Origin of the sequence: Endozoicomonas atrinae, assembly GCF_001647025.1 — a bacterium.
GTDB classification, from domain to species: Bacteria; Pseudomonadota; Gammaproteobacteria; order Pseudomonadales; family Endozoicomonadaceae; genus Endozoicomonas; species Endozoicomonas atrinae.
On sequence record NZ_LUKQ02000039.1, the window covers coordinates 1 to 12944 of the forward strand.

At 47.9% G+C, this 12944-nt stretch carries 10 protein-coding genes; 3 read left to right on the forward strand and 7 right to left on the reverse strand.

What is annotated here, in order from left to right:
• Nucleotides 1-253: hypothetical protein (locus AK963_RS07810; RefSeq protein WP_139117301.1), on the reverse strand; the 253-nt coding region annotated here is incomplete at its 3' end.
• Between AK963_RS07810 and AK963_RS07815 the strand changes: the two genes are divergently transcribed.
• Nucleotides 248-1036 carry a hypothetical protein gene (locus tag AK963_RS07815; protein ID WP_066014892.1) on the forward strand — a complete coding sequence of 263 codons (789 nt, stop codon included), beginning with the start codon at nucleotides 248-250 and terminating at the stop codon, nucleotides 1034-1036. The two genes, AK963_RS07810 and AK963_RS07815, sit on opposite strands and share 6 nt — an antisense overlap.
• A 134-nt stretch (nucleotides 1037-1170) precedes the next feature.
• On the opposite strand, the gene AK963_RS07820 is transcribed toward AK963_RS07815, so the two are convergent.
• From AK963_RS07820 to AK963_RS07845, 5 genes are all read right to left on the reverse strand, one after another.
• A complete protein-coding gene (locus tag AK963_RS07820; protein WP_066014893.1) occupies nucleotides 1171-4260 on the reverse strand; it encodes an efflux RND transporter permease subunit in 3090 nt (1029 codons plus the stop codon).
• Nucleotides 4261-4262: 2 nt separating this feature from the next.
• On the reverse strand, nucleotides 4263-5390 hold the full coding sequence (locus tag AK963_RS07825; RefSeq protein ID WP_175404469.1) for an efflux RND transporter periplasmic adaptor subunit: 1128 nt from the start codon (nucleotides 5388-5390) through the stop codon (nucleotides 4263-4265).
• 177 nt (nucleotides 5391-5567) lie between these two features.
• A complete protein-coding gene (locus AK963_RS07830) occupies nucleotides 5568-6485 on the reverse strand; it encodes a hypothetical protein (RefSeq protein ID WP_139117303.1) in 918 nt (305 codons plus the stop codon).
• 364 nt (nucleotides 6486-6849) lie between these two features.
• On the reverse strand, nucleotides 6850-7617 hold the full coding sequence (locus AK963_RS07840) for a class II glutamine amidotransferase (protein ID WP_066014897.1): 768 nt from the start codon (nucleotides 7615-7617) through the stop codon (nucleotides 6850-6852).
• Nucleotides 7618-7714: 97 nt separating this feature from the next.
• Nucleotides 7715-8113 (reverse strand): hypothetical protein, encoded by a 399-nt coding sequence (locus AK963_RS07845; protein WP_139117304.1) that lies wholly within the window; start codon nucleotides 8111-8113, stop codon nucleotides 7715-7717.
• A gap of 344 nt (nucleotides 8114-8457) precedes the next feature.
• Here AK963_RS07845 and AK963_RS07850 point away from each other — a divergent pair, with 344 nt between their 5' ends.
• Both AK963_RS07850 and htpG read left to right on the forward strand, forming a co-directional pair.
• Nucleotides 8458-9174, forward strand: coding sequence for a DUF599 domain-containing protein (locus AK963_RS07850; protein ID WP_066014899.1), 717 nt, complete (start codon nucleotides 8458-8460; stop codon nucleotides 9172-9174).
• Between the two features lie 193 nt (nucleotides 9175-9367).
• Entirely contained in the window at nucleotides 9368-11281 is a 1914-nt protein-coding gene (gene htpG, locus AK963_RS07855) for a molecular chaperone HtpG (protein ID WP_066014900.1), read from the forward strand.
• A 71-nt stretch (nucleotides 11282-11352) separates the two neighbouring features.
• On the opposite strand, the gene AK963_RS07860 is transcribed toward htpG, so the two are convergent.
• Nucleotides 11353-12768, reverse strand: a complete 1416-nt coding sequence (locus AK963_RS07860) for an L-serine ammonia-lyase (RefSeq protein ID WP_066014901.1) — start codon at nucleotides 12766-12768, stop codon at nucleotides 11353-11355.
• Nucleotides 12769-12944 lie beyond the last annotated feature (176 nt).

The following is a 12944-nucleotide window of genomic DNA, read 5'->3' on the forward strand; positions in this document are numbered from 1 at the left end:
GAAAATCAACATCATTAAAACCTTCGGGTAGCTGTGGTCGACGAGACATCTGTTCTAGATAATGCATGGTAATGATGCCTAAGCATAGTTGGCGGCAGCTTAAGGATTTAGAAAATGCGATTGGTATAATATTGAGCCTGATAAAATCACTGACGATCACCTGGTAGCCTTCAGATTCAGCTTGAAAAAACTGGCATTTGATCATTGGGCATACTGTTATGCCCAGACGGGCTTTTTTAATGCGGATATGCATGATGGAAATGTGATGGTTGCTGTTGAAAATGGCAGGCTGGTTATTTACTTCATTGATTTGGGTAATGCGCAAAAAGTCTCAAGAAATACGGTTAAAGCCACCTATACCATTCTTGGAGCTATGGAGAAGCTTCGTGAAGAGTCAGATGAAAAGAAAAGAAGTCAGTATGCGGATGAGGTCGTTCAATGTCTGCACAAACTGGGGGATTATGACTCGGATAAAGCGAAGTGGGATGAGCTTAAGCAGGAAGTCTTGGAACTTATGCCTGAGGGTGTCGAGGGTGATATAGAGCCTAAGATTATTGAGCTGTTTAATAGAGCCTATACATGTAATGTGACGATTCCAAAAGAAACGGCAGGGTTATTCAGGGCGAAGATGTTAATCGACTCTCAGGTCAATATGACCGATAAAGCCAGGAAGTCGCTGGACAAAATTGTGCCTTCATTGATCGAACTGCTTGGAAGTGATAACACGTCGGCTGATTCTGGCCCATTCATGCTAGATGTAGCGGATCAAAATGCCTTGCTGATGCTATTGCAGAAGGATCCCGGATTGCGTGCAGAGCTGCTTGGATTATTGAGGACAATGCCAATATCTGAGGATCAATTACATTATGCTGTATCTGAATTAACATCAAAAACCCATTTACCCCCCGATGAGTTCAGGAATGAAGTCTATAAATTAATTGCGCAATGGCAAAGGCCGCCTGCTTATCCTGAATATCGGTGCGGTGATTGGCAGCCCGGAACAAGGGGACCCCAGTCGGTTCCAGTTTATGTGTAGAGCTAATTGGTAATATACCAAGCAGTTACTTAGGGGGCGTTACCAACTGACTGAATGGCCGGTTGGTAACGCCCCCTAGGCATAGTCAGACATCGGTCTCAGCCTAAGTAACTGCCTGGTGCGTTGTTGAAAAGTTACTGACTCAATAGCTTCTCAAGTTGCCTTGTCATATGATCAGGTGATGTGGTTCTCCTGGCAATTAATGCATACATGGAGGGCACCACAAACAGGGTTAACAGACTTGATACGGTGACGCCGGCAAAAACGACGACCCCAATAGAGAACCGGAACTCTGAACCTGCTCCCGTTGCCAGGAGGAGGGGAATGGCACCAACAACTGTCGTAAGCGCTGTCATCAGAATGGGGCGTAGTCGCAAAGCTGATGCTTCAAGCACTGCCTCATTAAAGGCCAATCCCTGGTCTCTGAGCTGGTTGATAAACTCCACAATCAGAATACCGTTCTTGGCAGAGAGTCCGATCAGCATGATCATGGCCAGCTGACTGAAGATATTCAGAGTTTCACCGCTGATGTATAGACCAAACAGAGCCCCGGAAATACCAAGAGGTACGGTGAGCATAACGATCAGTGGATGAACAAAGCTTTCAAACTGGGCTGCCAGCACCAAGTACACAACCAGCATCGCCATCGCGAAGACAAAGAAAATGGCGCTCTGGTTAGACCGATAGTCCAGAGACTCCCCTTTATAGTTGACAATCGCTTCCGGGGGCAGGTGTTCGACCACCTGCTGGTCGAGAAACTCCAGTGCTTCGCCAATGGAGTAGTTACCTACGAGACTGGCAGAAATGGTAATTGCCCGGTTCCGGTTATAGTGCTTCAGCATGGCGGCTTTACCCACTTCCTCCACGGATACCAGGTTGTCGAGGCGGATCAACTCGCCAGTGGTATGGGACCGGACGTAGAGTGAAGCCAGGTCAAGAGCACTGTTAAAGGCTTCTTCTTTGGCTCGCAGGAAAACATCATATTCCTCGCCGCGCTCCATAAAAGTCGTGTCGGTGACTCCACCCAGCATGGTTTCCAGTGTTGCTCCGATTTCTTCTGCAGAAACACCAAGCTCCTGAGCCCGCTCGCGGTCAATGGTAATCTCCAACTGTGGCTGATTCTGGTTAAAGTCAATATCAACATCTCTGAGCCCTGGGTTTTCACGAGCCTTTTCTGCAATGACATCTGCCCATTCAACCAGTTGATCAAAGGAACCACCACCAAGGACGAATTGAATCGGGGCTTCGGAACGTCCACCAATGGTGGAACGCATAACAGGAATGGCCCGAACATTTGGAATGCCGGCCATAAGCTGGCGTACCTGCCCCATGACTTCGGCAGCACTGACATCCCGGTCGTCCCAGTCTTCCAGGGTTCCGATCAGAATACCGGAGTTACTGCCACTGTTGCCGCCCCAGCCAGGCGAGCGGACAAACAGGTATTTCAGCACGCCTTCGCCGAGATGAGGCAATAGTTTTGATTCAAGCTGCAGCATGCTTTCTTCCATGCTGTCATAGTTCGCACCCTCAGGACCTTTTACGATCACAATAAACTCACCCCGGTCTTCTGATGGGGTGAAGGTTTGAGGGATCATTGGATAGAGCAGTGCGGTTACACCCAATGAAGCCAGCAGTAAAAGCAGGCCCGCCCATTGGAATTTAAGGACTTTCAGCAGTGCCTTTCGGTATACATCAGTCAGCCATTGATGTGCTTTTTCGATCAGCTGGCTTGCTTTTGAAGGTTTTACATTCAATTTGAGCAGCTGCGAACTCATCATTGGAGACAGGGTCAGAGCAATCAGGCTTGAGAAGACCACGGCACCGATCAGTGTCATTGCATATTCAGAAAATAGCCTGCCAACAGAGCCTTCCATAAACACAATAGGTACGAATGTCATCACCAGAACGACTGTGGTTGCGACTACCGCGAAGCTTACTTCACGGGCACCTTTCCAGGCGGCGACCAGTGGAGCTTCCCCACGCTCCAGATGCTGGTGAATATTTTCCAGAACCACGATCGCATCATCAACCACCAGACCAATCGCCAGAACCAGTGCCAGAAGTGTCAACAGGTTGATTGAGTAGCCGAGAAGGTGAATTACGATAAAAGCACTGATCAGAGAAACCGGTACGGTCACTGCAGGAATCAGGGTAGCTCGAAGATTGCCAAGGAATATATAAAGGACAAGAATGACCAGGGCAATGGTCATGGCCAGGGTGGCATACACTTCATCAATGGCTGACTGAATGTAGATGGAGGAGTCCCGGGTGGTTGTCATATAGGTGCCTTCCGGAAGGAAAGGGGTGAACGCTTCGATCTCATCTTTCACGTTCTGAATGACTTCCAGTGGGTTGGCCTGGGACAGTGGAACAATTCCAAGGCTTAACACATTCCGGCCATTGGCTTTTGCCAGCGTTTCAATCTCTTTTGCTTCTGTGCGTATGGAGGCAATATCCTCCAGGTAGACCTTGCTGCTGCCGTCCTGACGAATAAGTAAACGGCGGAAATCATTAATGGTGTTGTAGTCACGATTAACGCGAACAGGCAATGTCCTCAAACTGTCAGTTAATTCACCGGCAGGAAGCTCGACGTTGTCACGGCGCAGGGCACTGCGTACGTCACTGGTGGTGATTTGCCTGGCGGCCATGGCCTGAGCATCCAGTTCAATACGCATGACATATTCGCGCGAACCCATAACGTCAACAGAACTGACGCCATCAACGAGGGAGAGCCGATCCTGTAAGGTCCGTTCCGCATAGTCAGTGAGCTCAATCAGAGACATGGTGTCACTTTGCAGGCTGACATTGAGAATGGTCTCACCACTGCCGTCATTCTTCCAGACAATGGGCGATTCTGCTTCATCTGGCAGGCGCCAGATAACCCGTGACATGGCTTCGCGGACATCATTGGCAGCCGTTTCCATATCCCGGTCAGGAGAGAACTCGATATTAATCCGGGATGTACCATTGCGGCTGGTACTCTCAATAAATCGAACACCCTCAATACCACCGAGCTGGTCCTCAATAACATTGGTGATCTTGCTTTCAATGACTTCTGCAGAAGCCCCGTCATACCCGGTATAAACCATCACAGTCGGGGGGGTGATATCTGGCAGCTCCCGTACCGGCAACATCTGGAAGCACACGACCCCAAAGGTAATCAGCAGCAGGCTGACAACGGTAGCAAATACCGGGCGTTTGATGGATAAATCAGACAGTATCATGGTTAGAGCAATCCATCCGCAGCTGCAGGTTGAACCGGGTTGGAAGAGAGAACAGGCTGCTCTTCTTCAAGTACTTTTACCCGGCGGCCATCAGTCACTTTCACTGCACCTTCATTGACCACCATCTCTCCCTCGGCCAATCCAGACAGCACAACAATGTATTGATCAATGCTCTGGCCGGTTGTGATGGTTCGACGTTCTACCTGGTTGTGCTCATCAATAACGAATACGTAGCGACGGTTTCCATCAAACAAAATACTGCGGGAAGGAACGACCAGCTGTTGCTCCCCCGGGCGTTCGATGGAGGTGCGCATCAGCATGCCTGGAAGGAGTTGTAAGTTCGGGTTGACCAGAAGCGCTCTGACCTGAAAGGTCAGGTTGACTGGATCAATCCGGGGGTTGATGCTGTCGATGGTGCCGGTGAAGGCCTTTCCGGGCCACGCGTCTGTGGTTGCAGTAATACGGGCACCTTTTCTGACATGACTGAGACTGCTTTCAGGCAGGTCAAACGTTAATTTCATGGTGCTGAGATCATCCAGTGTGGTCAACACGGTGCCTGCATTGATAAGTGCACCAATACTCTGCTCATGAAAGCTCAACGTTCCTGTAAAAGGGGCTTCCAGCGTGTAATGATCCAGTATGGCCAGTTCAGCCTGAAGCGCAGCTTCAAGGCGCTCAACCATCGCCCGCTGAGCCTTGAGTTCATCAATGGAAATGGCTTTTCTCGTGATCAGGGTTTCCATATATTCCAATTGGCGCTGGGCATCTTCAAAGGCAATTCGTGCCTGAGCGGTAATGGCCGCCTGCTCACGGTCATCCAGTTCGACCAGCAGCTTTCCTGATTTGACTTTGGCGCCATCTTTCAGATGAAGGGCAACAATACGGCCATTGATTTGAGGGGTAATGTCAACTGACTGGTTGGCTTTCAGGTTTCCCAGTGCAATTAGCTTTTGCTGTAATGTGGTTTCCATGACTGGAAAGGCTGTTACCGTAGGTGCCTGGCTTTTTGGCGCTGCATGGGTGAAAGGTGCCAGCAAGGTAAGGGCAATAACCAGGATTATCCTGCATTTAGTCGGGAGTATTTGAGCCAATATCAACCCGGGCTGAGTAAAATGAGAAGTTGCAGTCATAGCTCGGGGAGTCTCCTGAGGCATCAGATTTTGGGGGGAGTCTGGCATATGGTTCATTTATGCGCAGGATTATATCCTTCAGAGACCATACTGATACCCTGAAATGTTGGGAAAGTTGTCGCAAATTGTATCATCAGGGTGTTAAGCCATTGGGTATGGGCAAGTTGTGGGTCTGGCTTATTTGAAAAATAAATCGCCATAACCCCAAATAAGAGTGCCAATAATACTTGCCAGCAGGATTACCCAGTCGCTCTCACTGGCTGCTCTTTTGACTTTCCTTGTGCTGATCATGGCATTTTCCATCTCTGCGAGGAGATCCATAAATTTTATATCCTCTCTCCGGGATAATCTGTCGCTGGCTGCTTCAATCATTAGCTCGTGACTTGGCAGTTTTTCACCTCTCTTCCTGAGGGTTATAAACGCTGTCAACATTGCCCAGCTGACAATTACTGATCCTGATCGTTGAAACAGGGTTTTGTCTCCTACGTTCATCTTGTCTAAAGTGAAGGAAATCACAACTGCGGAAGCTACTAGTAAACTGCCAGCGACAAAAGCGTAATTCCATTTTTTGTTTCTGTTCCACCAGCTACTATTTCTCAAACAGGTAGGCTCTGAGCCCTCATGTGGCAACAAGCTGTCTGTTGATCCAAAGGTTTGCATATTGATGACAAATGCGTCTCGAACAGGTCTCCGTTGAGAAGGCGAGGAATCCAGGTTTTCAGGAGATAGCAGACGCTTGCAGGCACCACTTCTATCAGTTGCCATTTTTGATTGGGCTGTTGTAACGTTGTCAGAATGAATAACATGACTTTGACAGGTTCCTTCTACGGTATTGATCTGAGAGGAATCAAGTTCGTTTCTTGGTTCAATAGATCTGGCTTGAATGGCATAATTGTAATGATCTGCTATTTCATTCTCCATTCTGAAGGTTGATATATCATTCGCTTTAGAGTGTTCTCTGGTACTCCTACCATGGAACAAAGAGTCTTGGGAACTTCTTTGATGTCTGCACTTTTGTGCCTGTGGTAGGCTTTCTTCAAGAGTGAAGCTGTTTATATTATTTACTGATACAGACCTGCTAATTGGTGTACTCATTATAAACCCTGAGAGTAGCTGGACTGGAGAGACCCGCTAATTGAAATTGCTTGTTGATGGCTGCTTTTCAGTCAATTTGAATTATTTACTTTGACCTTTTTTTGTCCAGTCCATGAAATGCATCTGAGATCAGTTTTATCTGTAGTTGATAGTCGGTAAAGAAGAATACAACTTAAATGGACGAGATTGTAGGTGGTATCCATTTGCACATTTTTCAAGTAATTCCATTTTTTGCAGAACTGAAGTATGAGTGTTCTGGGTGTTCAGGTGTAATAAGAAAGTCGACCCTGCTTTTCATCAGTCGAATGCTAGCTGTTATTTTCCAAACGGTTAAAAATACTGGCCCTGGAGTTGTTTACTTTCCCTAGGCAGCCAGTTCTCCATTGTCAAAAACGACCATCTTGCCAGGCTGGATAGGATGCCATGTCTCATCAATGGTTAACGGATCAGTTGCTACTACAGTAACAATGTCGTTTTCTGTGGTTTCCTTGGCAAAATCCACCGTGATGTCGGCATCTTTTAGACTGGCCTGATCAAAAGGTGCCCGCCGAGTTATCCAATTCAACCGGGTGCTGCAGTAGCAATAGAGATAACGTGAGTCTGTCAGTAGCATATTAAATACGCCCAGTTCACGCAGTTCATCACAGAGCTTTTGGATGAAGCGTTGCAGTGTGCTCACCCTTTTTGGAGGTCTCGGGAAACGTTCACGTACCTGGTCCATGATCCAGCAGAAAGCGAATTCACTGTCAGTGGTTCCCACGGGAAAGTAATGTTTCAAGGGGAATTTCTTGATGCCTTTTAATTGGCCATTGTGTGCGAAGGTCCAGTATTTTCCCCAGAGCTCCCGGATAAATGGGTGTGTGTTTTCCAACGCAATTCTTCCTGCATTTGCCTGTCGAATATGACCGACCACAATATTGCTTTTAATTGGGTAACGGCAGACCAGGTTGGCAATTTCAGAGTCACAGCTTGGGTTTGGATCACGAAACTCTCGCAAACCTTTTCCTTCATAGAATGCGATGCCCCAGCCATCACTGTGGGGCCCAGTCTTACCCCCGCGCTGCATCAGGCCACTGAAGCTGAACACAATGTCCGTAGGAGTGTTGGCACTCATTCCAAGAAGTTCACACATTAGCTTACAAATCGCTGTTAAGTTAAAGATTTCTGGTTACAAACAGGCTTGCACTGGCTGCAGGTTCCGAAAATATACCGTCTTGATAAACACAGTGCTAGCAGGCAGGTTCTTTGCGTTGGCGTTGAGCGTGGCTTGTTTTTCCCGTCCGGGCTTTCTGTCTTTTATCACGAGTGACTGTTGCCTTAGCTACAGGTAATAACACGCCTGTAATTGCGGCAACACCGGCGATAATTGCAACAGCCTGACCGGTTCGCCACATGGCTTCAATTCCCTGGCTAAGGCCATCATAAAGACTGATAAGGAAGGCCGGGCCAAGAAAGCTCTGTTCGGGGTGAATAGTACCAGGCAGGAAAAAAAGTACAGCAAAAGCCATCATGAGAGGCCGCTTTACCCGAGGATGCCATTTGCGAACAATAAACCACAGACTCAGCAGACAGCCGATGGCTCCTGTCAGGTAAACTACCCAGCCCCAAAAATACTGCAATTCCGACATTGACTCTCCAACAACCGCCATTGAATGAATGGCGGTTAATTTAATTTGCCACCATCCTCTGAGTGTTTCGAGGAGGTGGTGCTGGGATTACCAGCTAGAATAAAGCGCTGGTCTATATTAAATAACCGACAATGGTGCATTTTGCATCAATTGGCCATCATATGAAAACAGCCACTGATTATAAAATGAAATTTAATAAGCAAAGACTAAGACTCTATATGGTAACCGCTCTTTTTACTGGGCAGTAAAAATCTCTGTCAGGCAAAACGACCATTTCCGGCAATACTGCTCTTTAACCAGAAGAGTCGGGAAAACTTTTATATAACCAGGAAGGCGATATTACCATGATTTTAAGCGCAGGTAGCTCCCAGGATTGGCTGGCTCTGGCAACGTTATTGATCTGCTGGATAGGTTACACCTGTTATGCCAGCTATAAATCTTCCAGCGCAATCTGCCTTTCCAGCGTGTTGGCAAGATACCGCAGGGACTGGATGGTCAGGATAATTTCCAGGGAAAACCGAACATCGGACGCCAGCCTGCTGAGCAGCCTCAGAGCCAGTGTCAGTTTTTTTGCCTCAACGTCAATTCTTGTCCTGGCTGGACTCATTACAGGAATCGCTGCTTCGGAGGAGGCGGTTGGTGTGCTCTCAACCATTCCATTTGTCAGTACCACAACCCGGGAGTTATGGGAGCTTAAAATGCTGGTGATGGTCATTATTTTTGTTTACTCCTTTTTTGAGTTTACCTGGAGTCTTCGCCTCTATAACTTTGGCTGTGTTGTTTTGGGGAGTGCACCTCTTTATAAAGAAGTGGAGCATGCCCGCTCAGAGCAACTGGATTATGCCAGGGCATCCGGCTTTATCATGACGTTGGCAGCCAAGCACTTTAACTTTGGGTTGCGGGCCTACTATTTTGCACTGGCAACATTGAGCTGGTTTATAGACCCAAGACTACTGATGTTTTCAGCAGTCTTGGTGGTGGTTATTTTATATAGCCGGGAGTTTCACTCGAAAGTTCTGCAAGTGCTTTCCGATTATCATCTACCTGATGATTATTCTTGAACTTTTACCCCGCATATCTTCCGTTTCATCGCGTAAAATGCGGCTTTACGAACCACTGAGTTTGGAAGCTTATGTCAACAGAACCTAACAAAACCTGAGCTTTGTATAGTGAAGGGTTGAATTCTCAATCACTGCCCATATCTCCTGATTATCAAAATACTCAATGTGATGATTGACCGGAATTGAGGTTCTAATGACAGTTGAAGCGAAAAAAGAGACTCTGGGTTTTCAGACTGAGGTGAAGCAGCTTCTGCACCTGATGATTCACTCTCTCTATTCCAATCGTGAGATTTTTTTACGGGAGCTGATTTCCAACGCTTCCGATGCCGCAGATAAGCTACGTTATGAGGCACTCCATAACAGTGCGCTGCTGGAAAGTGACCCTAATCTAGAAATCAGAGTGGACTTCGATAAGGAAGCCAAGACCGTAACGATCGCTGATAACGGTATTGGTATGAACCGTGAAGACGTGATTGCTCATCTGGGTACCATTGCCAAATCCGGCACTGCGGATTTCCTGAAAACACTGACGGGTGACCAGAAGAAAGATTCTCAGCTGATCGGTCAGTTTGGTGTTGGTTTCTATTCTGCATTTATTGTTGCAGACAAGGTGACCGTTGAAACCCGTAAGGCAGATGCAGAAGAGGCCGTGCGCTGGGTGTCAGATGGCTCCGGTGAGTTTACTGTTGAGCCAATTGACAAGGACAAGCGCGGTACAACCATCATTCTGCACTTAAAGCCTGAAGCTGAAGAGTTTGCTGATGGCTGGCGCCTGCGTAATATCATCCGCAAATACTCTGACCATATCTCCATGCCAATTCTGATGCGTAAAGAAGAGATGCCAGGCGCAGAGGAGGAAGAATCTGACGTTAAAGACAAGGCGCCAGAGTGGGAAACGGTGAATACCGCGAAAGCCCTGTGGACCCGTTCCCGCAGCGACATCACTGACGATGAGTATAAAGAGTTTTACAAACACATCAGCCATGATCATACCGATCCGCTGAAGTGGAGCCATAACCGAGTAGAAGGCAAACTGGAATACAATAGCCTGCTTTATATTCCGGCCAAGGCACCGTTTGACCTGTATAACCGTGATATGCAGAAAGGATTGAAACTCTACGTTCAGCGTGTCTTTATCATGGATCAGGCGGATGAGTTCCTGCCCATGTATCTGCGTTTTATCAAGGGCGTGGTTGACTCGAACGATCTGTCCCTCAATGTTTCCCGTGAGATTTTGCAGAAAGATCCAGCCGTAGACAGCATGAAAACTGCGCTGACCAAACGGGTACTGGATATGCTGGAGAAACTGGCCAAGAAAGAGCCTGAACAATACGCCAGTTTCTGGAAGGAGTTTGGTCAGGTGCTGAAAGAGGGGCCTGCTGAAGATTATGCCAACCGTGAGCGTATTGCCAAACTGCTGCGCTTCTCATCTACTGAGAGTCAGAGTGTCGAGCAGGATCAATCTCTGGAAGGCTACGTTTCCCGGATGAAGGAAGGCCAGGACAAAATCTACTACATTACTGCAGAGACGCCTAAAGCGGCAGCCAACAGCCCTCACTTGGAAGTATTCCGCAAGAAAGGCCTGGAAGTTCTGTTGCTTTCTGACCGTGTTGATGAGTGGTTAATGTCGCACCTGTTTGAGTTTGATGGCAAGTCATTTGTAGATATTGGCCGCGGTGATCTTGATCTCGGCAAGCTGGATTCTGAAGAAGAGAAGAAGGCTCAGGAAGAGGCCGCCAAAGAGAATGAAGATCTGATCAAGCGTATCAAGGATGTGCTGGGATCTGATGTTGAGGATGTGCGGGTTACTCATCGTCTGACAGACTCACCAGCCTGCCTGGTGGTTGGTCAGAATGATATGGGCATGCAGATGCGCCGTATTATGGAAGCTGCAGGCCAGAGCATGCCGGAGTCCAAGCCGATCTTTGAGATTAACCCTGAGCATCCACTGGTTGGTCGACTGGATAAAGAAGTTGATGAAGACCGGTTTGCCGATCTGACCCGTGTTGTATTTGATCAGGCCAGTCTGGCGGCTGGTGGTCAGCTGGATGATCCAGCCTCTTATGTTCAGCGTCTTAACAAGCTGTTGCTGGAAATGGCAGTCTGAAAAAAGTGAGTTAACAATAAAAAAGGCGAAGTCATGACTTCGCCTTTTTTGTATCAAAATGATGACAACTTTCAGGATACCATTTTGACTATTTTGATGGGTTGAGCCTTGGCATAAACGGCCAGGCCGCCCAATGATGTTTCACGGTATTTGGCCTGAAGATCGAGCCCTGTCCGGTACATGGTTTCAATGCAGCTGTCCAGAGACACCGCGTGGTCACCATCGCCACGCATGGCAAGGCGGGCAGCGGTAATAGCTTTGATGGCGGCCATTCCATTACGCTCAATACATGGAATCTGAACCAGTCCGGCAATTGGATCGCAGGTCATCCCCAGGTGGTGTTCCATACCGATTTCAGCGGCATTTTCCACCTGTTCCATCGTTGCTCCTTGAACGGCAGCCAACGCTGCGGCTGCCATTGAACATGCAGAGCCTACTTCCGCCTGACAGCCAGCTTCGGCACCGGAAATAGACGCATTCATCTTGATCAGCGAGCCAATGGCGGCTGCTGTAGCAATGAAATCACGAACTCCCTGCTGATTGTTTCGGGAGATAAAGCGGGTGTAGTACGCCAGGGTTGCCGGGATAACACCGGCAGCACCGTTTGTCGGTGCCGTGACTACACGCCCCCCGCAGGCATTTTCTTCATTAACCGCCATGGCAAACAGGGTTACCCAGTCCATGATGGCAAAGTGATCCATCAGCATGGCTTCGGGGTTGCTGGTCAGCTTTTTATGCATATCCGCTGAACGGCGCTTCAGACCACTGACCGGAAGGGTTCCTTCCATGCGCAGGCCTCGTTCGATGCAGGCGTGCATGACTTCCCAAATGGAATCAATCTTGTTGTTTACCAGGTCCACATCACCATTATGTCGGGCAACTTCATTCTCAATATTTAACTGAGCAATGGTCAAGTTATGTTCATGGCATAGATCAAGAAGCTCTGCGGCTGTTCTGAAAGGGTAAGGAATCTGACATGAATCTTCAGAGCTGTTGGCTGCCTCTGGCTGATTGAACTCATCGGCACTGACGACAAAGCCACCGCCAATGGAGAGATAAGACTTGTAATAAACCACAACACCATTTTTGTCGGAAGCGAAGATTCGCATGCCATTAGGGTGCTCAGGCAGCGTTTCTCCGTTATGGAAAATCAGGTGTGTATCGTAATCAAACTCAATGGAGTGCTTACCGGCAAGCTCGAGTGCTTTATCCGTTTTGATGTTTTCAAAAATCTGATCGGCTTCATCTGGGTCAATAGTGTCCGGACGATAACCCGCAAGGCCAAGAAGGGTGGCTTTATCAGTCCCATGGCCTACACCAGTCAGCGCTAGTGAGCCGTACAGGCCAACACGAATGGATGAGATGCTGGACAGGATGCCTTTTTCTTCAAGCTCATTTAAAAAACGATGGCCTGCCCACATTGGACCAACAGTGTGTGAGCTGGATGGGCCAATGCCCGTTTTGAAAATATCAAAAATGCTGAGCATAGTCTTTGCTGGCTCTATAAAAAGATTTAAAGAAAAACGGCGACATTATTAATATCTTCCAGCCTGTTGCTTTGTTATTGCCCATGGCTGTTTAGATATTTTCACATAAAAATTTCTTATCTTATTGTGCCGTCATTTGTTCTGGACTGGTATTACGGGAGAGCTATCCGCTCTCC

Excerpts from the sequence above, each read along its gene's own strand:
- htpG (WP_066014900.1), top strand. The coding sequence starts at position 9,368 with ATGACAGTTGAAGCGAAAAAAGAGACTCTGGGTTTTCAGACTGAGGTG.
- AK963_RS07825 (WP_175404469.1), bottom strand. The coding sequence starts at position 5,390 with ATGACTGCAACTTCTCATTTTACTCAGCCCGGGTTGATATTGGCTCAA.
- AK963_RS07860 (WP_066014901.1), bottom strand. The coding sequence starts at position 12,768 with ATGCTCAGCATTTTTGATATTTTCAAAACGGGCATTGGCCCATCCAGC.
- AK963_RS07840 (WP_066014897.1), bottom strand. The coding sequence starts at position 7,617 with ATGTGTGAACTTCTTGGAATGAGTGCCAACACTCCTACGGACATTGTG.
- AK963_RS07820 (WP_066014893.1), bottom strand. The coding sequence starts at position 4,260 with ATGATACTGTCTGATTTATCCATCAAACGCCCGGTATTTGCTACCGTT.
- AK963_RS07830 (WP_139117303.1), bottom strand. The coding sequence starts at position 6,485 with ATGAGTACACCAATTAGCAGGTCTGTATCAGTAAATAATATAAACAGC.
- AK963_RS07850 (WP_066014899.1), top strand. The coding sequence starts at position 8,458 with ATGATTTTAAGCGCAGGTAGCTCCCAGGATTGGCTGGCTCTGGCAACG.
- AK963_RS07815 (WP_066014892.1), top strand. The coding sequence starts at position 248 with ATGCATGATGGAAATGTGATGGTTGCTGTTGAAAATGGCAGGCTGGTT.
- AK963_RS07845 (WP_139117304.1), bottom strand. The coding sequence starts at position 8,113 with ATGTCGGAATTGCAGTATTTTTGGGGCTGGGTAGTTTACCTGACAGGA.